The sequence below is a fragment of the Ensifer sp. Root278 genome, assembly GCF_001429285.1.
Classification (GTDB): Bacteria; Pseudomonadota; Alphaproteobacteria; order Rhizobiales; family Rhizobiaceae; genus Ensifer.
Genome location: NZ_LMJJ01000010.1, coordinates 73,006 through 93,003 on the forward strand (window position 1 = coordinate 73,006; position 19,998 = coordinate 93,003).

Below are 19,998 nucleotides of genomic sequence, written 5' to 3' on the forward strand. Positions count from 1 at the left end.
ACGATGTCTTTTCCGAACGAGGCCCGCCAGAAGGCCGGCGAGGGAGTCGCCACAGGCCACGAAGCAAGTTCTGGACGCGAAGGCGTGCGGAAGGTCCATCGGTACCGCTTTCTGTGTTTGTGGATTGCCGCCGTATCGCGATAGCCTTGGATCAAAACGACGCTGGTGATCACAATCGCTGCGACCGACAGCGCATAGGTGATGACTTGTGTGAAACCGAACGGCACCAGGTCGGTGCTGCCAGCCATCGACAGGCCGGTTAAGAGCGTTGGCACGCCGCCTCATGTGTCAGGGGCATGACCGCGCAAGTCATGGAACTGGAATGTGGATAGTTGGGATATATCGCTGCCCTCGCCGGCATTTCCGGCTGGAGAGCCCTTCGCCCGAATCTCCTGGATCTCCGTGGCGAGATGATCGAGGTATTCGAGCGCTTCGTGAGTGGTGATCAAAGACGTCATACTGTCGTCCGTGCCGGCACGTGTCAGATCGTTTCTAACTTTCTCCACGAGGTCATGGATGAACCGGTTTGGATCATCGCATTGGTCGGCAGCCCACCGCAACAATTCGCAAAGCAATCTTTCGTTAACGCGCATTGCCGTAACGGCCTGGCTCAACATGAGGTTAATTTTCTGTACCTTCTCATCTTTGATCCTGCGGGCCATCGGAATTCTTCCTGATCTACTTCTGCGCCTGCCTGCTGCCGTTCCAAAGTCCAACGGCGAGGCGAATGCATTTGTTCCGCACCAGAATGCTGCTTGAGCGGCGAAGCTGGTGCCCTCTTCTGCATGGCGGCAGAGCGCCAGGGCGTGTTCCCTAAGTTGCAATAGAATAGCCCCACCTCCGCTTGAACCTCGGAGTTCTACCTTGATCCGAAGGACTTTGGATCATTGGCGAGCCCAACGCGCATGTTCCTCGAAGAGAAATGGCCCCGACGGGGTGTCGGGGCCAACGAGGCTGCATCATGGCATTGATGGGCTCCTACGCGGGGAAAGGGATTACCCCATGAAGCCCGGCTGGATCCTTGGGGGAGGATCATCGCCGGTCCTCAAACCACAGTCTCTAAAAGTGGTTCCCATGCGGAAAAAGAAACGGCCCCGTCCGGGGAGAGCGGGGCCTCGGCACGGAGTAGTGCCAATGGGCTCCATTCTGGGCATAGTGGATGGAGCCTCAGCCTAGATCCGGGGGTAGTGGATCGTAGGCACGCAATGAACGCGCATCGTCAAAAAAGGTTCCGGATGTGGCGTCTAGGCCGGCGGCGGGCTGGATCCCATCTTCGCTCGAAGCGAGGCGGGGTCGCAAACGTCTTGATACAGTTGGATCAGCCGCGACGCGAGAAACTGCGCATCCTCGCAATCAGCCGGAAGTCTGTATTCTCTGAGAACCTCATCAAACACGGCCTGCAACTTTTCAAGGTCGCCAGGAAGCAGCATTCGAGAGTAGGCTGATAGCATTTTAACCCTCCAAGTTAGGGCGAGCGGCCAAACTCGCTCGCTAAGCCGTCCAGGCGGGACACTGCAGGATTGTACCTTTTTGGGTTAATCGCGCGAATCAAAGATCAATGGGCCCGGCTGCTAATTGCCGGCGGCTTGCGCCGTTGCTGGTGCCCGGCGCACCAGTCTAGGGGCCAGGGCATGAAAAGAAATGGCCCGCCGGGGTGACGAGGCCAGAGGCTACCTTCGGACTTCACTCGGGGGATTTGGTGAAGTCTGCCATGATCGCGAGCGGGGGTGGGATCACGACACGCCAAAAACGCACCTCCGACGCAAAGGTTCCTGCTGGCAGGGAGTGGACCGGCCCACAAGGACGACGATGGGGCCAAGCGAGTGCCTCGATGGACTTCGTTAGAGGAAAACGTACCGCTCTCGGAACGGCCACCGTCCCGGAATGTTCTCGTCTGGGACTGAAGTCCCATGGAAGAACCTGTTCCGCCGCGCCTAGGTTTGGGGATGCTCTCGATCCTCGACCCGATCGATCGAGGCGCCTCTGGGCCCCACTGTTGTCATCGGTGTCCCCGCTCGGTGTGGGGCCTATCGAGGTCGGATGCTCGCAGTTCGACCGGCTAGCGAAAGCCGGGCGCTGGTGTTTTTGCAAACCCACGGCCCGTCCACCGTCCCGAGCCTCAGGACTCGTCCCCGAAGTTCGAAGGACGGAGACATCCGCAGCGCACACGCCATCATCTTGCCGCTTTGCCGATAGTGTCGGCCATATGGGCTCCACGAAGGCCCATGGGAAGCGGCCTGCCGGTAGTTGAGTCCTTTGCGGTTTGATGCTCAAGTTCAGCATTGAGCTCCGCACCCACGATCAGCAGGGTCACTGACAACCAGAGCCATATGAGGAACCCGACAAGGCCGCCCAACGCACCGTAACTGGCTGCGTAGTTAGCAAGGTTGTTGAGATACCAGGCATAGCCCAGAGACATCACAATCCACGCGGATGTTGCGAAGACCGATCCCCACGTCAACCAGCGGAGTTTCGCCGGCTGGCGACTGGGACCGACACGATATACCACCGCCGCTCCCGTCAATGCGGCGACGACCACAAGGGACCAGCCAGCCAGGAGGACCACGGTTTCGTTCGTTGGATCAAGGAACGCAACTCGAAGCAGTGTGGATAGCGCGGCGGTGATGACTATCATCAGGATGAGGGCGATCATGGCGCAGAGCGTAAAGACGATGGCAATGAGGTTGAGTCTGACAAATCCTCGCTTTTCGACTTCCTGGTACGCAACATTCATTGCGTCGAACAGCGCGAGCGTACCGTTTCGGGCACTCAAAAGGGCAATGGCGAAGCCGATGAAAAAAGCAAGGCTCAAGGTCGCGTCACGTATCTGCACGAGTGCGCGAACCTGGGTGGCGAGAATGTCGAAGGCCCCCGGGGGGAGGACGTAAGCGAGCGTTCTCAAGTGCTCCGCAATATCGACGGGATCGGCGAGCAGTCCGTAAAGGGCCACGATCGCGCCCAATGCTGGAAACAGCGCAAGAAGCAGATAAAACGTGACTCCAGCCGCGACGAGCGCGACCCGGTCACCGGACACTTCGTGTACGACGCGCCAAAGCACGTCATAGAGCCCCTTTCGAGGGATGTCCTCGGGAACATCGGCGCTGCGGCCGCGACTTTGGTCTGTATCTTCACTCAGAGGATAGAGAGGCTCGTCCTGCCTGGCGCGCAGAGTTCGCCCGTTTGATCGGTTGAGGCAAAGTGCGATCACCGCGATCGCACAAATGCTGACGGCGATTTGACGATCGGTAAATTTCAGGACCATCGAAGGTTCCTCTCGCTTTTCCTTTCTAATGCGCGCCACGCGAAGTGGATGCGGCGAAAACGTCGTGGCCAGTGCCGTCGGACCCCAAGGGCTCAGCGAGGCCGCGCGAGCGCGGTCCAGAGGTACCCCACGACGCCAGCCACAACGATTGCCGGAACGATGTGGCGTCTGAGCTTGTTTTCTACCGCTTGGACGACGACGTTCGCCTCAAGCACGGCCAGCCTCGAGGTTCCGGCCGCGATGGCTGCGAGTTCCGTGCTAAGCCGGATCACGTCTGTTCGCAAAGCCTCTAGCTGCGCCTCTCGAGTAGGATAGTAGGATCGGACGTCAGCGCTGCCTGATGTCGCACGATCACTCTCGTCGCTTGGCGTGTCGGCTAACTGCGATGCTTGGGCAACGCTTTCATCATGTGTCTGATCCGTCATGGCCTGGCCCTCCTCTGGTTCCATTCAACCGAGGAGGATGACCGTTGTTCCACCATCGCGCTCCTGAGCCGCACCGAGCGCGCCGAAACCTGATGCTTTTGAGAGCCACTTTGACCTCGAAAGACCGGACGAGAGAACCCGTCGTTGCTGGCGGAGCCTGGCCGAACGCCCTCTTGGATCGCTTGCGTCGACCTAGTTCTTTTTCTTGGCGCGAGCCGCGGCCTTTGTCGTGAGCCGAAAATCGGCCATTTCCTGCGCCGTCAAATAATAGAGATGATCCGGAGGGGTTTCCAAAGCGTGGAACCAAAGGCCGGCAGAAATACCCATCGCGTCGAGATGGCGCGCGATCCGGGCAGTGGCGGACTGGGCTGCCGACATGGCTTCCTGTGGCGTCGGCCGATCATTGCTGTCGCTGAAGAGCTGATGCACGCCGACGACCGCGTCGGATTCCGCAAGGCGCTCGACTCCGCCTGACAGGATAATCGGGCATGAGGATGCGCACAGTGCTCTCGATGCCACTTTGGTGTTCAGCCGCTTTTCTCGGATCAGCCTGGAGATCGCCAATGCGTCGTCTACCGAGCCCCCCGGCGAGTTGAGCTCTACGGTTTTGATATATTCGCCGCGTTGTTCGACCTCGCGAGCAAATCGCAAGGCTGCGCCTAGGTCGAGCGTTCCTTCAGCAAGCAAGGAGCCCCCTGGACCAAGATTGAACGTCATGGGCTTGGCTAGATCTTCGATTGGGCTTGCCGGGTTTACCGTAGGCCGGTCCGGATCCGCCTTGGTTCCGGCAGGTGGTAAGAAGGGCATCGGGTGGGATGGATCGAAGGTTGGCAGCTGTCTCTTCGTTGCGATTTCGCGAACATCGATAAGGAGAAAGACCGTCGTCAACGCCAATAGCAGCAGGAAGGCCCCCCGCATTAAGGCGCCATCGTCCAGGCGGCTCAGCATCCTGATCGGTTCATCGATCCTCATTCGATCGATCCTTCGGACGTGTTCGTGGATCGAGACTGGTGATGTTGTTTGGTTCCTCTAGCCCTTTCTCCGGTTCCGGCTCCGCAACGGCCTGTTCGAGGTTTACCCCGTTATTCGTCAAGGCATGCCGCACTTCCAAAGCCTGCAAGAGTTCGGCCGCCGTGATGCGCTCCGCAAACGGCATGCTTTCCTCCTGTTTGCGGATTGCGCCATGGACGACGGCCAGAATGAAGACCAAGACGCCGGGCAGGAGATCGATGGAGACGGCGCCTGCCCAGGCGGGAATGAAGTCGGCGGCGTAGCGCAACACCGCTTCTGCAGATGACAATGGCACGAACCGGTGTTCCTTAACCGGTGTGCGCGCAAGGATCTCGTCGGCAGCCTCAGAAAGCACCTTCGACTGAGCCGCCACTGAAGCGCGCACGGTTGCCATTACTCTGTCCTGACGGTCGACAAGGTCTGCATCACCACCGTCAGCAACCGGAGCAATAAAGCCGAGAGAAAGATCGTCGGCCGCGCGACGGATCGAAGGTGCGATGGACGTCTGCCCGAGCGAGGCTATGACGCCTGTGAGCGCTACGACTTCCGAGGAGAATTGATCGGCGCGCGGCTCGATTGCACCGGGCGCGGAGACCAGGGTGCGCATAGCCTCCAGCCGCTTTTGTCCTTGATTGAACAAGGTCGTCACCTGTTCGCGTGAGGCGTTGATCCCGCTTTCGAGATCTTTCATCTGTGCTGACATTTGAGACAGCAGCTGCACGACGCTTCCTGAACCTGTTGTGCCGGTGAGGGCGCCCGATTGCCGTTCAGATTGAGCAAGCTGAGCAAACCGTTCGGATGCGCGCTGGATGTCGGGCAAAAGGCTTTGGGCGGCCAGCGCGTTCTGGTGGGCCTGGTCAAGGTCTGCCGTATAGTCTTCAACGGTTTCTGCAAGATGCTGCTCGAGCGCGGCAGAACCCGCGAGCGCCGCCGCATTCAGCCAGCTAGACATAGCCAGGATCATGGCCGCGCCAAGCGCCATGACGCCGAGCATGGAGGCGCGGCCCCTATGGGTGGTGATATGCGGATAGAAGCGGGCCATATAGGACCAAAAGGCGTAGATTCCGACCGAGACAGAAGCCGAGTAGATGACCGCAGCAAAGAACACCGCAGTCGGCGAGCCATCCAGGATGCTGCGTACACCGAGGTATGTGTAGACGCCTGAGGCAAGGGCAAGAACCGCTACGGCAAACCGCGTCATCGTCTCGACGGCAGCGACCCCGTCGTGCAAACGTTGGGATGCGCCGGTCGCCATGGTCAGCTCTCCGCAAAAGGAATGTATTCCTTAAAAGAGTATGAAGAAACGGGCGGAATAAAGGCCGGATTCTTCGCCGTGACGTCGGGGTTCGCATCAGACCATGAAGAATTGGATGCAGATCTCCTGTCCAAAAACAGGTTAGCAATGCGCGCGAACATTGGGTGAGGCGGTTATGGCCAAGCAGGAAGGGATCCTCGGCCGAAATTCAATCTGTCCATGCGTACACAACAAACAACGCCAACCCGATCAAGATCAGGCCGAGGCCGAGCGCGTTTCTGGGCAAGCCGAGAAAGCGCAAACCCTGCCCTTTGGGTTCAAGTGTCGGCTTTGTGTCCTGTGGATCGCTGAGAGGGCGTCGGCCAAGCGCCGCCCATGCCATACATACGACGCCAAATGTCACACACGCGGCTGCTATCAGGACCGTTATCGACATGTGTGTCGCCTCCCATCGGACTACTCGATCCCGACCGTCCGCCGTTGTTGGAGACTAGTCACCAGCAACGGGTGGCAGGAAGACAGCTTGCGGGGCGCCATCTCCCAGGAGCGCTCCGCCCACGGCCAAATAAACCAGAACAGCACAAAGCCCGAACAGGATGAGCCAAACAGGAAACATCCCGGATGCTCGTTCTTCAGGTGAACCATAGTCGTTTCGTCGCCACATCGCTCTTCCCATTCGTACTGAAGAAGAACGAGGCTGCCAGCGACATGTTCCACGATGCGCAGCGCGCCTTGGAACCAGGAAAACTCGCGAGGCACTCGTCCAGACCCTCTTTCTTCACCGAGATGGCTCGCCACGGGAACAAGGTTTCCAGTAGCTGAGTAACCGGGGCAGAGCGGCTATGTGGTGCAACGAACTCCAATGCCAGGTCTCGATGACTTGGAACCCGACTTTCCTGCTTGTCGGTGCGATGCGGTTTTCGTGCGCAAATTGGCGTTGTCAGGTCAATGGCTTGTTGCCGTGGGGTCCCGAGCGCGCATGGTAGTGGGCAGCAACCGCTGACGTTGCCATGCCAGCCTCCAAACACGCACCGATGAAGGCATCTCGGGCGACCGCTGCTGGAACGGAGCGATTCAACGCACAGCGGCACGTTATCATGGCTCGTTCATAGCCTTGTCCGTGCCGTATCGGCCATTCATGTTCCAGAAAATCCAGCGCGTCGTAGACCGATGCGAAAATGCGGTTCGATCCTGACTGCAAACGAACAGATAACGGGACCGCCCAAGGTATCTCAGGAAGGCGCATAATGTCCTCCTTCCGCAGGTTAACGGATTGAAAAATTAACATAAATTAGAAATGAAATTATATAGCGACAAGCCCCATCCTTCAACGTTGATACAGTAGTCATCTCGGGGGACAGGCCTAGTACATTCGCCGTACGGATTGCGAGAACGCGGTGAGGGAACCTAGTGCCGGCCTCCGGCCATGGGCTATCGCGAGATGTCCGCGGCGGACTACGGAAGGACGATGGAGCTTGTCTGATCGCTGCCGCGCAAACCGCCTCCGGATGCAGGTAAGCAGCGATCAGGAATACTCGGCGCTTTTGTGGCGGGCACCGAGTGTCACGAGATCCGGGGTCGTCATTTGAGCAGGTTGATATATTAGCAAAACCGTACCGGAATTGCCGAAAGCGACCTTCCTTGCGGGGACCTTTGTTCGTATCTGAGTGCATCGGCTCGGCCGATGGAGTTTTTCTTCCCCGCGTTCAGAGAGCCATCTGGGTGCGAACCTTGCCCCGCCTTCCCCGGCGGGGCTTTCTTTTCAATTTCCGCTTGGCGATTGTCGGAGCGCGAAGATCTCCGCGTCGGTCGGCAGCGCCAAGGCGCGAGGAACCTGATCAACCGCGAGGCGTGAAAAAGCATGAGAAAGCTGGTCGCAGGGAAGCTCCATGGCATTTATGTCACCGAGGCGAACCTCAACTATCATGGGTCGATAACTCTTGACCCGGACCACTGTGAGGAGGCCGGCATCTTGCCGATGGAGTTCGTCGAGATCTGGAACAAGAATTCCGGCGCGCGCATCTCCACTTACGTCATCCTCGGTGAGCGCGGATCCAGGTGCTGCATCCTCAATGGTGCGGCCGCAAGGACCTGCCAGCCCGGCGACCAGATCATCATATGCAACTCGGTCTACCTCGACGAAAGCCGGCTTACTTCCTTAAAGCCGAAAGTGCTGACCTTCGACGAGAACAACCACGTGCAGGATCGCCTCTGCTACTCGGTGGGGGTCGATGCATCGAGCAAATACACCTTCGAAATCCTCGACGAGGCTGAGACGGCGTTGCCCATACCGCTCATGGTGTCCGGTAGCTGATGGTTCGCTGAGAGTCCGCAAGCATGTCAGGCCCCGTGGTCTCTGGCGCGGCCGGCCTTTTGCGTCTTCCTCAAAGCGCTAATGAGAACTGCGGCGCGCTTTCGAGTTTGGCTGGTTCAAGCGACGACAGGGTCACGCCCAGCAACCGGATGCCTTTCGGAGCAGGGAAGAGCGGAGACAACAGCATCGTCATGACCGCGGCAAGCTCGGCGGCACTCGCGATCGGTGCTGCAGTTGTCTTGCTTCGCGTGATCTGCGTGAAATCCGCCCACTTTACCTTGAGCGTAGCGGTCTTGGCGCGAATGCCGCTCGCCTCGCAATAGCGCCAGACCTTTTCGATCAGCGGTTCGAGACCGGCTCGCGCGGTTTCAAAATCGTGGACGTCCACTAAGAACGTGTCTTCCGCACCGATGGACTTGCGCACCCGGTCGGCCTTCACCTGGCGCTCGTCGATACCGCGGGCGATCCAGTAGAAGTAAGGCCCTGATTTTCCGAAGTGTTGCTGCAGGAAGGCGATATCGTGAGCCTTCAGATCGGCGCCCGTTTCGATGCCGAGCTTGTGCATGCGCTCGGCGGTTGCCGGGCCGACGCCATGGAATTTCTTGACGGGCAGCGCCTCGACGAAAGCCGGACCGTTCTTCGGGGTGATGACGAAGAGGCCGTCCGGCTTCCTCTGGTCGGAAGCCATCTTGGCAAGGAACTTGTTGTAGGAAACGCCGGCCGAAGCGGTCAAGCCTGTCCTTGCCCTGATCTTTGCGCGGATCTCCTCGGCGATCTCGGTCGCAACCTCCATTCCCTTGAGGTTCTCGGTAACATCCAGATAGGCCTCGTCGAGCGAGAGCGGTTCGATCAATGGTGTGTATTCGGCAAAGACCGCGTGGATCTGCTGTGAGACTGCGCGGTAAGCATCGAACCGCGGCCTCACGAAAACCAGATCCGGGCATTTCCGCTTGGCCGTGACGGACGGCATGGCCGAATGGACGCCGTACTTGCGCGCCTCATAGCTCGCGGCTGCCACCACTCCGCGGGCCTCGCCAAAGCCGACGGCGATCGGAAGCCCGCGAAGCTCGGGATTGTCCCGCTGCTCCACCGAGGCGTAGAAGGCATCCATATCGACATGGATGATCTTGCGCGGCTGCCTGAAAGTATCTGTCACGGCTGGCTCACAGCAATAGTTCCTCGCCCGGCGATGGCGCAGGCGGCTCGACGACAACAAGCATGTTGCCCGGAAGCGGCCGCTGCAGGTGCTTCACCTCATCCCAGGATCCGGTGAGCCACAGGTCGACCTCTTCAGGTGTGGTCAGGATCACCGGCATGGCCTTTTGATGGATCGGCGCGACGATCTCGTTCGGGGATGTGGTGAGGAAGCCGAAAAGCTCATATTCGCGCTCACCATAGCGCACGCGCCTGACACCCTTCCACGGTGTCCAGAAGCCGGCGAAGAACATCAGCGGCCGCTCTTTGTTGCCGGCAAACCAGGCGTTCGGGATTTTCCCGCCGGGAACTAAGCTTGCCGGATCCGGCTCGGCAAAGGAGGTGAAGGGTACGACGCAGCGACTGGTCGGCCCGAGCCAGCGTCTCCAGTGCGGAGAGGTGACGTTTCGGATGTTGGTGACGCCTGGATCGTAGTTCTTCACGAAAGCCGGCGGCGAGGGCATGCCCCAGGTGACACGCGTGATCTCGCGTTGACCGTCGTCGCCGATGCGAACAACCGGCGCCTGGTAGTCGGGATAAACGTCATAGGATGGCTGGTTCCAGCCGGCCTTGTGGCGGAAGGCTTTGGTGAATGCGATCACGGCATCGCGTGTCGTCGTGATGTTGTAGAGATTGCACACGGGCTCTGATCCTCCGCTTTTCTCATCGTCCTTCATACCAGCGCCCGCGCGCCTCTGTCGCCGTTCCCGGCGGCCGACGCATCCGTCTGCGCGAGGCCGCGTCTCCGTGCGGATCGCAATCAACAGGCTCTTTTCTGAACTTCGTTGACTCGCAACCCAAATAGGAACAAATAGAGAACATATCAACAGGAAGCGCTAATGCATAGCCCTGAGGAGTTGTTCCTTCCAAAATGTCCCGTCCAGTCGACAATATCGTCGTCTCAGCACTTCGCGAGCGCATCCAGCGCCTCGAGGGCACGAGCGGCCGTGGACGGCAGGTCCTGCCGTTTGGTGTCGTCGAGATTGATCGGCGCTTGCCGGGCGGCGGGCTCACACTCGGTTCGTTGCATGAGGTCGCCGGCGGCGGCAACGGTGCAATCGACGGCGCTGCAGCCGCCCTCTTTTCGGCGGGCATTGCCGCCCGCTCGAAGGGCAAGGTGCTCTGGTGCGTGACGCGGCCGGATCTCTTCGCGCCGGCGCTGGCTCAAGTAGGTCTTTCGCCGAGCCGCGTCATCTATGTGGAGGCCGGCGACGAAAAGGCGCTTCTCGCCTGCATGGAAGAAGGGCTTCGCCACGGCGGACTTGGGGCCGTCGTCGGCGAACTCGCCCGCCTTTCGATGACCTCTTCACGCCGCTTGCAGCTTGCGGCCGAAAGCTCAGGCACGATGGGTATCGCGATCCGCCGCTGGCGACGACAGGCCGAGGCTTCGGATTTCGGGCAGCCGACGGCATCGGTCACGCGCTGGCGGGTGTCCGTCCTGCCGTCGGCCCCCTTGCCGGTTCCAGGCGTCGGCCGCGCGCGTTGGCTGGTCGAACTTATCCGCTGCCGCGCCGGCGAAAGTGCAGATTTCGAAGTGGAGGCCCCAGATGCCAAGGGTCGTATCGCTCTTCCTCCCGAGCTGGTCCACGGATCGCCTGAGGCGCAAGCTCGGCGACGCAGCGCCACCGGCTGAAACGCCTCTCGTCCTCGTCGGTCGCGAAAAACGCCGGCGCGTGGTGCTCTCGGCGAATGCTGCGGCGATAGCCGCTAACCTGAGGCCGGGCATGGCTGCCACGAAGGCCCAGGCGCTCGTCACAAATCTTGTCGTCATGGACGCCGATCCGGCGGCTGATGCAGAAGCGCTCGAACGCCTGGCGCTCTGGGCGCTGCAGCGCTACGCGCCGATCGTCGCTGCCGACCCGCCCGACGGCTTGGTGATCGACACGACCGGTGCCGATCACCTGCATGGCGGCGAAGACCTGATGCTTTCGGGCATGGTCAACCGATTCTTCGGATCCGGCATCGAAGCACGGGCTGCCGTTGCCGATACGTGGGGGGCGGCCCATGCCGGCGCCCGGTTTCTCGCTCATCCGACGCTTGTCATCGCGCCGTGCGCGCAGGAGGACATCATCCAGAACCTACCGATCGCAGCGCTGCGCCTCGATCCGGCAATCGTTCATGGCCTTCGCGTGCTTGGCTTCAACACGATCGGCGAGGTGGCCGGCGTGCCGCGGGCGCCGCTTGCTCTCCGATTTGGACCCGAGCTTGGCCGTCGTCTCGACCAGGCCCTGGGAAAGACTGTCGAACCGATCGACCCGGTGCGCACGCCCGATCTCATCGAGGTTCGCCGCTCCTTTGGTGAACCAATTGCGGCTGCCGAGACCATCGCGCGCTATACAGCCAAGCTGGTGCTCATGCTCTGTCGGGTACTGGAAGAAAAGGGTCTTGGCGCGCGTCGCGTCGATCTTCTCTTCCATCGCGTCGACAACACCTACCAGGCGATCCGCGCAGGTACCGCGACCCCTGTTCGCGACGCCAAGCGCTTGACGCGGCTTATTACCGATCGGATCGAAACGATCGACCCTGGCTTCGGGATCGAGATCATGTCGCTGACGGCAACCCACGCCGAACCGCTTGTGGCGAGCCAGATCATCTCTTCGCTGGTCGATGAGCCGGACGCCGATGTTTCCGGCCTGATCGACATCTTGGGAAACCGTATCGGCGCACGTCGGCTCTATCGCTTTGCACCGGTTGCAAGCGACGTGCCCGAGCGCTCCATCAACCGCATCGCGCCGATGGCGCCGGACGAAGGCCAGACCTGGCCCGGCCATTGGCCAAGGCCGGTGCGCCTGCTTGTCCATCCCGAACCGATCGAGACGATGGCGCTGCTTCCCGATCATCCGCCGGTCAGCTTCACCTGGCGCGGCGTGCGCCGGCGGGTGAGACGCGCCGATGGGCCGGAGCGCGTCTTCGGCGAGTGGTGGAAACGTGACGCCGAGCTCGTCGCCGTGCGCGACTATTTCCAGGTCGAGGACGACGCCGGCGAGCGCTACTGGATATATCGCGCAGGCGACGGCGAACACAGCGAGACCGGCAGCCACCAATGGTTCCTGCACGGGATCTTCGGATGACGACGCCGCGCTATGCCGAGCTGCAGGCTACCTCCCATTTCTCATTCCTGCGCGGTGCTTCCTCCTGTGAAGAGCTGTTTCAATGCGCAGCAGCGCTCGGCATCGAGGCGCTGGCGGTGGCCGACCGCAACAGTCTTGCCGGCATCGTGCGCGCCCATCAGGCGGCCAAGGATGCTGGCGTTCGGCTGGTCGTCGGCTGCCGCCTCGATCTTGAAGGCGACCTCTCGGTGCTCGTCTATCCGACAGACCGGCCGGCCTATGCGCGACTTTGCCGGCTGCTGTCGCTCGGCAAGAAGCGCCGCGGCAAGGCGAAATGCCGGCTCGACTGGTCCGATCTCGTTGCCTATGGCGAAGGACTGATCGCCGTCCTCATTCCCGATGCTGCTGATGAGGACTGCGCGTTGCGCCTACGGCGTCTGAAGGAAGCGTTTGGCGATCGTTCTTACTTGGCGCTGACGCTGCGCCGCCGGCCGAACGACCAGTTGCGGCTTCACCAGCTTTCCAACATGGCGATTTCGATCGGGGTGCCGACGGTCGTCACCAATGATGTGCTGTTTCATGTGCCCGAGCGCCGCATCCTGCAGGATGTCGTCACCTGCATTCGACACAACATCACAATCGACGAGGCCGGTTTCCGCCGCGAGCGGCACGCCGACCGCTACCTGAAGCCGCCCGAAGAAATGGCGCGCCTCTTTGCGCGCTACCCCGAAGCCCTGGGCCGCACCATCGAGATCATGGAGCGGTGCCGCTTTTCGCTCGACGAGCTCGCCTATCAATATCCAGAGGAGCGATCCAACCCGGAGCTGACGGCGCAACAGACGCTGGCGCAACTCACCTGGGAGGGCGCTGCCTGGCGCTATCCCGAAGGGTTGCCGGCCAAGGTCCGAAAGAACCTCGAGCACGAACTTCGACTAATCGAGAAGCTTCAATATGCGCCCTACTTCCTGACGGTGAACGCGATCGTACGTTTTGCCCGTTCAAGAGACATTCTCTGCCAGGGCAGGGGATCGGCTGCCAATTCGTCCGTCTGCTATGTGCTTGGCATTACTTCGATCGACCCTGACATAAACGACCTTCTCTTCGAGCGCTTTGTTTCCGAGGAGCGGCGCGAGCCGCCTGACATCGACGTCGACTTCGAGCACGAGCGCCGCGAGATCGTGATGCAATGGGTGTTCGAGACCTATGGCCGCGATCACGCGGCCCTTTGCTCGACGGTTATCCGCTACCGGTCGAAGGGCGCCATTCGGGATGTCGGCAAGGCGCTTGGGCTGCCTGAGGACATGACGAAGATGCTGTCGTCACAGGTCTGGGGCTGGGGCGAGGACGTCGGCGAGAAACATGCCGAGGAGCTCAATCTCAATCTTTCTGACCGGCGATTGCGCCTGACGCTGGACCTGGCACGGCAGCTGATGGGAGCACCTCGCCACCTGTCGCAGCATCCGGGCGGCTTCGTTTTGACCCATGACCGCCTCGACGAACTCGTCCCGATCGAGCCGGCCGCCATGGCCGACCGTCAGGTCATCGAATGGGACAAGGACGATATCGATATCCTCAAGTTCATGAAGGTCGATTGCCTGGCGCTCGGCATGCTCTCCTGCATGAAGCGCGGCTTTGATCTTCTCGCCCTGCACAAGGGCATCAATCTCGATCTCGCGAGCATCCCGGCCGAAGACCCGCGCACCTACGCGATGATCAGGCGTGCCGACACGCTCGGCACCTTCCAGATCGAGAGCCGCGCGCAGATGTCGATGCTGCCGAGGATTAAGCCGCGCACCTTCTATGACCTCGTTATCGAGGTGGCGATCGTGCGGCCCGGCCCGATCCAGGGCGACATGGTGCATCCCTATCTTCGTCGGCGCGAGGGAAAAGAGGCGGTTGTCTATCCGAAGCCGGAACTGGAGCAGGTTCTTGGCAAGACGCTCGGCGTGCCGCTCTTCCAGGAACAGGCGATGCGGGTCGCGATCGAGTGCGCCGGCTTCACGCCCGGAGAAGCCGATCAGCTCAGGCGCGCCATGGCGACCTTCAAGCATACAGGTGGTGTCTCGAAGTTCGGCGAGAAGCTTGTCCGGGGCATGGTCGCAAACGGCTATGAACCGGACTTTGCCGTGAAGACCTTCAAGCAGCTCGAAGGGTTCGGAAGCTACGGCTTTCCTGAAAGCCACGCCGCCTCCTTTGCGCTGATTGCCTATGCTTCTTCCTGGCTGAAATGCTGGCATCCGGACGTCTTCTGTGCGGCTCTCCTCAACGCTCAGCCGATGGGATTTTATGCCCCGGCCCAGATCGTGCGGGATGCGCGCGACCACAGTGTCGAAGTCCGCCCGGTTTGTGTGAACGCCAGCCGCTGGGATTGCACGCTCGAGGCAACGGCCGATGAAAGCCGTCTTGCCGTTCGTCTCGGCTTTCGCATGATCAAGGGGCTCGCGAACACCGATGCTGCGGCAATAGTTGCCGCGCGCGAGGAACGATCTTTCGAGAGCGTCGACGATCTCTGGCGCCGGGCAGGCGTGCCGGCTGCCTCGCTCATCGAGCTTGCCGAAGCGGACGCCTTCCAACCTTCGCTGGGGCTTGCGCGGCGCGAGGCGCTATGGGCGATCAAGGCATTGCGCGACGAGCCGCTGCCGCTCTTTGCCGCCGCTTCGGCCCGTGAAAGCCGGACTGTTGCCGAACTCGATGAACCCTTTGTGGCGCTGAGGCCCATGACTTCGGGTGCGGAGGTGGTGGAGGACTATGGGCATGTCGGGCTGACGCTGCGCAACCATCCGCTCTCGTTCCTGCGCGCTGATCTTTCGAAACGTCGCAACGTCACCTGCCGCGACGCGATGCTGACGCGCGACGGAAAATGGTTGGAAGCCGCGGGCTTGGTGCTCGTCCGCCAGCGGCCGGGCTCGGCCAAGGGTGTGATGTTCATCACCATCGAGGATGAGACCGGCATTGCCAACCTCGTCATCTGGGCAAAGACCTTCGAGAAGTATCGCCGCGTGGTGCTTGGTGCAGGCATGCTCGGCGTCTATGGCCGTATCCAGCGGGAAGGCGAGGTGGTGCATCTCGTCGCCCATCGGCTGACCGATCTATCCGCAGAGCTTGCCAGCGTCGGCGATCGGGATGCCGGCTTTCCGCTTCCGCATGGGCGAGGTGACGAGTTTCATCATGGGGCGCCGACGCCCGATCCGCGCGGGCTGCCGAAAGGGCCGCGGCCTCGCGACATCGTGGATCCCTATCTGCATCTCGATGCGATCAAGGTGAAGACGCGGGACTTTCGGTGAGGGGAAAGTCGACCCTTCGCAGGACGACGACTCGTATCCTTTCAAGTCGGGCGAAACGCGGCCGCGTCAGTCGAGGCCGACAATCTTCGCTGGCGCGAAGGTTTGGAAAGTTTTCATACCGGAAATCATGCCGGATTTGAAAAGAGGTGTGCCGACAGCGCCCTTCAGCATTCCCTCTTTTTCTTGATGTAGGTGAACGCAACACACCGGTCATTGTCGATGCAGGCCAGTAGGCACTGCAAAGGCGTTGCGTTCAAAATATACGCACGGACGCCCAGATCGCCTTCAGGTAGATCGAACCGCGCCTCTTCGGATCGATCAGCCCTTGGCAGCCCTCGATGTAGGCCTCCACGGCCGCCAACTTCTGCTTCTCCGAATCCTTCATATCAACTCAAAAAGTGGCATCCAACTTTTTGGGGTCAGTTCAACTATCCGGCTCCAGACCGTGCGCTTCTGCGCGCTCATTACGCCAAGCTTGCGCTAATTGCGCGCGGCGGCTTCTTGGTCTCGAGCGGTCATGTTCGGCGCACATCGCGAGATGTTCTCGTTTCATGCGTCCGAAGTCGCAGAATGTCGGGAACGAGGGGCAGAGAGGCCGCAAGCGCAGCCTCTCACTGTTGATGGTCAGTTTAGGGTGAAATCCTACCGCCACCGGACTTGGTCTTGACCATCCACGGCAGAACCGCGGGAGCTTTCGCGAGTATGCCCTTCTTCTTCGCGAAGGAGCGGAATGCGTCTCGCGCCACCCGAACGGGCTTGTGCCCGTCATGGGCCAGATAGCACGTCTTCAGGGTCGCGTCGTGGATGATGTCGCGATCTCCTTTGGACCACTCCTCAAGGAAATCGATCGCGTCGTCGAGATTGGTGATTTCGAGGACCAGATCCTTCCTTTCACGCAGGTAAATCAAACATCTTCGTGTGCATTTCTACCTCACTGAATTCGCGGGTTTTCAACAAGGAAGGCGCGTGATGCGCCCGTCAAAAATTTAATTTCGCAGCCTCTTGAGTTCAAGCGCTCTCAATGAATGTTCCGTGCCAAGCCCCTTGACCGATCTGACGGGCCCCTGCCACTTGTCTGGAGCAGCGTGCATCCGCTGAGCGGCCTGTCTTGAGCGACGCTTATGCCGCCCTCATTTTTTCTTTCCGAGCCCTTGAAACTGAACTTTTGCTAAACCAAATCGCTTGTCGCCAGCCGCTAGAATCAGGGCTGGACTTGCTGGAAGTGTCGTCTTTCGGCGCTTCCAATATCCATGTTGCTCAAGGAGGATATGGTTATGGCAACAACTTACGACTACGCACCGCTTTTCCGATCGACCGTCGGGTTCGACCGGCTCTTCAGTCTGCTCGAAAACGCCCAGCGGGCCCGTTCGATGAGCGATTGGCCGCCCTACGACATCGTCAAGACCGGTGACGATAGCTATCGGATCTCGATTGCGGTCGCCGGTTTTACGCGAGACGATCTCGACATCACGTTTCAAACCAACCTTCTGACGGTCGTCGGCAAGAAGCAGGAATCCTCGTCAGAAGCCTATTTGCACCGCGGGATCGCCGGGCGACCGTTTGAGCACCGGTTCGAGCTTGCCGACCACGTGCGGGTGATCGGCGCTGACCTGAACAACGGTCTCCTGGAGATCGATCTCGTGCGGGAAATCCCGGAGGAGATGAAGCCACGCAAAATCGCGATCGAAAGTGCTGCGGTGTTTGAACAGTCACAAGCTCCGACGCAAATCGAAGCATCAAATGCCGCATAGGTGATCTCGACGAACTGGGCGCCGTTCTCCTGGCGCCCATCTAGAACCCGGGTTGGAAAGGTAGGATGCCGTTCATGCACCCCCCGCTAGCGAAAATGGCGTCTTCGACATGGAGCCTCCAGATGGAACAACTGGGTAAACAAGTAGCTCCCGACACCACAATTCAAATCACACCACCCAAGCATTACAACTGGAGCGCGCCGGATATTGTCACCTGCCTCTGTTGTCGAAAGAAGCGCCCGGCCACGAGCATGGATGCAGATGGCTGTGGCATCTGTGAAGAGTGCCTGGCGCCCTGACGACGGTGCAACACGCGGTCGTCTCCATTGCAAGTCGTTCGCTCGACCGCTGGCTCAGCCGTCGTTCGCACGAAATCCCGACAAACAAAACCGCAGCCCCGGGGCCTTGGGCTGCGGTCCTGCGCGCCAGGATACGGGTTTTCATCCGTGACATCATTCAAAGCCGCACGCCGGTCGGGTCCTCTTTTATCGCCAGTAGCCCCGCCCGCTATCGACCGATGACCTTCCCAAAACATAGCCGATGGTGAAGGCGAGGGCGCCAATAAGCACTCCCAGAGTGGTGGCGGTGTGAGGATGTTCTGCTGCTGCGGTCGCTACCGCGCTTGTCTCTCGCCTCACTGCTTCAGTGGCTGTTTGGGCAGCCTTACGGACGCCGGCGAGAGGTTCATCGGGTGTGCCGGTGGAGCCCGCTTTTAAATCGTCGTCTTTGGCCATGCTTGTATCTCCTGTCGAGTGCGCAAGACAAACTGATGACGGCGCCATCGGTTCCGAAGCGGTGTTCTCGCGGAACCAAACTACAATTTGCCGGTTGTCAGCGGTCACATCGTGGAGGGTGTCATGGCTTAGAAGAGCAAGATCCCGAAGAAGCTTGCTGGCTACGAAGTCCCAAAACCTATCCGGAAGACGGGACTCGTAAAAGGGCTTCTGGCAAGCGATATCGGTAGGGGTGTGCTGCCAAAGTCCTGACGGCCGCCGTGGCCGCAGCGGCCGCAGTGCCTGTCGAGGAACGAGGCGACATAGCCGATGCGGCCGGCAAGGGCGCCCGCAGTAGCAAACGGGCACTGGGGATTACCGGTAATGCTGTCAGCCACGCGACGGAGGCGGCGATCGACGTTATCCGGAAGTCTGCGCGAGATGTACTTCCAGAGAAGCTGAGACCGGACGCCAAAGAAAGTCCTCGCCAAGTGGCGGTTCATTAGAAGCCGCGCCGGCCCACCAAGAAGCAAGCGACGCGGGACATCTGGAACGATATCTGACAGGTCGGCTCGGGCGGCACGGCATGGAAAAGGCGGCTGCGGCCGGAGTGGCCTCCGCGGCCCTCTCGGCTCGCCGCAAAAGTCGGTTAGGGCATCATGCTGCGATACCGCTCGCGCTCGCGTTCGACCTGATCCACGGTGTAAGGATCGGCGTCCTCGTCAAAATGCGACCATCCCTCCTCAGTGTAAGCGCTGCGACGAGCGGCGAGATCAACCCGATCCCGTTGTTGCAAGATTGTTTCGGCTTGGGCGACGAGATCATGCTCGACCCGCGCTGTCACCAGGGTTCCGCCGCGCCGAACGCCTTCGGCGTAAACGTGCGCGTCGTCTTCATCCACGCCGGTTTCGGTCAATCCGCCGATGATGCCACCTGCCGCACCGCCGGCAACAGCGCCAGCCGCGGCGCCTGCGGCGGTCGCTGCCAGCCAACCGGCCGCGACAACCGGTCCCACCCCAGGGATGGCCATAAGTCCAAGTCCAGTGAGAAGTCCAACAATGCCACCTCCCGCGGCACCAAGACCCGCTCCGGCGCTGGCGCCTCCGGCGGCGTCGGAGGTATCGTCGGAATACCAATCGCCGCTGTTGTTGGCGATAATGCTGATATCATCGGGCGGTATGCCCGCCGCCTCGAGATCACGCACCGCATCTCGCGCCGTTTCATAATCGTCAAAAAGACCTGTCACGGTTCTCATCTTCAGTCTCCCTAGCTTTGGGTTTTACCTTATTGGGCTGTCACATTGTCTTGGGTCGAGGGCGACGGTCACGGACTTACTGTCCTTTCTTCGCGTTTGCTTGCCACACACCCTTGTCATCGAGCTTGAGTGCGGTGACATCGGTGTAGCCGGCGGCCTCTATCCGCTCGGTGAAACTGTCAGCTCCCTCCACGGGCGCAGTGGGTGTTTGCGAGTCGGGCGTGGTGGCTGCCGGCGTGTTTCCGTTCGTCGAAGGCGTCGTTTGCGCAAACGCAGCGGCGGTTACAGCGCTCATCAGCGCCGCCGCAACGATAGTCATGGGGGTTCATGAACGTGGCCTCTGCTTGTAAATCGGATTGATCCGGCTCTCGAACCCCGTGGGTGCGATTTGGTTCCGGCGCAGAGGCACTCGGGGATCATTGAACGGGATTACCACTCAATCGCGCTTGAACGCGAATTTGGCCTTCGACCTCCAGTATGGGGC

Annotated in this window: 19 protein-coding genes and 2 pseudogenes; 5 read left to right on the forward strand and 16 right to left on the reverse strand. The window is 60.4% G+C overall.

Annotation, left to right across the window (positions count from 1 at the left end; translation table 11 throughout):
• Window positions 1-281: 281 nt before the first annotated feature.
• The 8 genes from ASE60_RS10770 to ASE60_RS33650 form a co-directional block, all read right to left on the reverse strand.
• Window positions 282-662, reverse strand: coding sequence for a hypothetical protein (locus ASE60_RS10770; protein ID WP_057250072.1), 381 nt, complete (start codon window positions 660-662; stop codon window positions 282-284).
• Window positions 663-2,173: 1,511 nt separating this feature from the next.
• Window positions 2,174-3,262, reverse strand: coding sequence for a YihY/virulence factor BrkB family protein (locus ASE60_RS10780; RefSeq protein WP_057250076.1), 1,089 nt, complete (start codon window positions 3,260-3,262; stop codon window positions 2,174-2,176).
• Between the two features lie 92 nt (window positions 3,263-3,354).
• Entirely contained in the window at window positions 3,355-3,687 is a 333-nt protein-coding gene (locus ASE60_RS10785) for a hypothetical protein (RefSeq protein WP_156414626.1), read from the reverse strand.
• Window positions 3,688-3,879: 192 nt separating this feature from the next.
• Window positions 3,880-4,659 (reverse strand): hypothetical protein, encoded by a 780-nt coding sequence (locus tag ASE60_RS10790; protein WP_057250080.1) that lies wholly within the window; start codon window positions 4,657-4,659, stop codon window positions 3,880-3,882.
• Window positions 4,646-5,953, reverse strand: coding sequence for a hypothetical protein (locus ASE60_RS10795; protein WP_057250082.1), 1,308 nt, complete (start codon window positions 5,951-5,953; stop codon window positions 4,646-4,648). The genes ASE60_RS10790 and ASE60_RS10795 overlap by 14 nt, the downstream gene beginning before the upstream one ends.
• 208 nt (window positions 5,954-6,161) lie before the next feature.
• Window positions 6,162-6,389, reverse strand: coding sequence for a hypothetical protein (locus tag ASE60_RS35615; RefSeq protein WP_057250084.1), 228 nt, complete (start codon window positions 6,387-6,389; stop codon window positions 6,162-6,164).
• A gap of 20 nt (window positions 6,390-6,409) precedes the next feature.
• Window positions 6,410-6,751, reverse strand: a complete 342-nt coding sequence (locus ASE60_RS34525; protein ID WP_156414627.1) for a hypothetical protein — start codon at window positions 6,749-6,751, stop codon at window positions 6,410-6,412.
• Between the two features lie 142 nt (window positions 6,752-6,893).
• Window positions 6,894-7,199, reverse strand: a complete 306-nt coding sequence (locus ASE60_RS33650; RefSeq protein WP_082615807.1) for a DUF982 domain-containing protein — start codon at window positions 7,197-7,199, stop codon at window positions 6,894-6,896.
• Between the two features lie 615 nt (window positions 7,200-7,814).
• On the opposite strand from ASE60_RS33650, the gene panD reads away from it, so the two are divergent.
• Window positions 7,815-8,267, forward strand: coding sequence for an aspartate 1-decarboxylase (panD, locus tag ASE60_RS10810; RefSeq protein ID WP_057250088.1), 453 nt, complete (start codon window positions 7,815-7,817; stop codon window positions 8,265-8,267).
• A 70-nt stretch (window positions 8,268-8,337) separates the two neighbouring features.
• Here panD and dinB read toward each other — a convergent pair whose 3' ends face one another.
• Together dinB and ASE60_RS10820 are read right to left on the reverse strand one after the other, a co-directional pair.
• Window positions 8,338-9,423: a DNA polymerase IV gene (gene dinB, locus ASE60_RS10815; RefSeq protein WP_057250090.1), complete on the reverse strand. Its 1,086-nt coding sequence runs from the start codon at window positions 9,421-9,423 to the stop codon at window positions 8,338-8,340.
• A 7-nt stretch (window positions 9,424-9,430) separates the two neighbouring features.
• Window positions 9,431-10,102: an SOS response-associated peptidase gene (locus ASE60_RS10820; RefSeq protein WP_057250092.1), complete on the reverse strand. Its 672-nt coding sequence runs from the start codon at window positions 10,100-10,102 to the stop codon at window positions 9,431-9,433.
• 230 nt (window positions 10,103-10,332) lie between these two features.
• On the opposite strand from ASE60_RS10820, the gene ASE60_RS10825 reads away from it, so the two are divergent.
• From ASE60_RS10825 to ASE60_RS10835, 3 genes are read left to right on the forward strand one after another with little or no spacing between them, the layout of a single operon-like run.
• Entirely contained in the window at window positions 10,333-11,094 is a 762-nt protein-coding gene (locus ASE60_RS10825; protein ID WP_057250094.1) for an ImuA family protein, read from the forward strand.
• Entirely contained in the window at window positions 11,009-12,532 is a 1,524-nt protein-coding gene (locus ASE60_RS10830) for a DNA polymerase Y family protein (RefSeq protein ID WP_057250160.1), read from the forward strand. The genes ASE60_RS10825 and ASE60_RS10830 overlap by 86 nt, the downstream gene beginning before the upstream one ends.
• Window positions 12,529-15,795 (forward strand): error-prone DNA polymerase, encoded by a 3,267-nt coding sequence (locus ASE60_RS10835; protein WP_057250096.1) that lies wholly within the window; start codon window positions 12,529-12,531, stop codon window positions 15,793-15,795. The genes ASE60_RS10830 and ASE60_RS10835 overlap by 4 nt, the downstream gene beginning before the upstream one ends.
• Before the next feature lie 164 nt (window positions 15,796-15,959).
• On the opposite strand, the gene ASE60_RS36195 is transcribed toward ASE60_RS10835, so the two are convergent.
• The 3 genes and pseudogenes from ASE60_RS36195 to ASE60_RS10840 all read right to left on the reverse strand — a co-directional run bounded on the left by ASE60_RS36195 (window position 15,960) and on the right by ASE60_RS10840 (window position 16,719).
• Window positions 15,960-16,052 carry a PAN domain-containing protein gene (locus ASE60_RS36195; RefSeq protein WP_348272223.1) on the reverse strand — a complete coding sequence of 31 codons (93 nt, stop codon included), beginning with the start codon at window positions 16,050-16,052 and terminating at the stop codon, window positions 15,960-15,962.
• On the reverse strand, window positions 16,049-16,180 hold the full coding sequence (locus ASE60_RS36030) for a hypothetical protein (protein ID WP_280137707.1): 132 nt from the start codon (window positions 16,178-16,180) through the stop codon (window positions 16,049-16,051). The genes ASE60_RS36195 and ASE60_RS36030 overlap by 4 nt, the downstream gene beginning before the upstream one ends.
• Window positions 16,181-16,424: 244 nt before the next feature.
• Window positions 16,425-16,719: pseudogene (locus ASE60_RS10840) on the reverse strand (DUF982 domain-containing protein).
• Between the two features lie 350 nt (window positions 16,720-17,069).
• Between ASE60_RS10840 and ASE60_RS10845 the strand changes: the two are divergent.
• Window positions 17,070-17,546 carry an Hsp20 family protein gene (locus tag ASE60_RS10845; RefSeq protein WP_057250097.1) on the forward strand — a complete coding sequence of 159 codons (477 nt, stop codon included), beginning with the start codon at window positions 17,070-17,072 and terminating at the stop codon, window positions 17,544-17,546.
• 485 nt (window positions 17,547-18,031) lie between these two features.
• On the opposite strand, the gene ASE60_RS33665 is transcribed toward ASE60_RS10845, so the two are convergent.
• The 3 genes and pseudogenes from ASE60_RS33665 to ASE60_RS10855 form a co-directional block, all read right to left on the reverse strand.
• Window positions 18,032-18,280: a hypothetical protein gene (locus tag ASE60_RS33665; protein WP_082615809.1), complete on the reverse strand. Its 249-nt coding sequence runs from the start codon at window positions 18,278-18,280 to the stop codon at window positions 18,032-18,034.
• A 628-nt stretch (window positions 18,281-18,908) separates the two neighbouring features.
• Window positions 18,909-19,514, reverse strand: coding sequence for a general stress protein (locus ASE60_RS10850; RefSeq protein WP_057250099.1), 606 nt, complete (start codon window positions 19,512-19,514; stop codon window positions 18,909-18,911).
• Between the two features lie 29 nt (window positions 19,515-19,543).
• Window positions 19,544-19,833 (reverse strand): annotated as a pseudogene (locus tag ASE60_RS10855) (PepSY domain-containing protein).
• Window positions 19,834-19,998 lie beyond the last annotated feature (165 nt).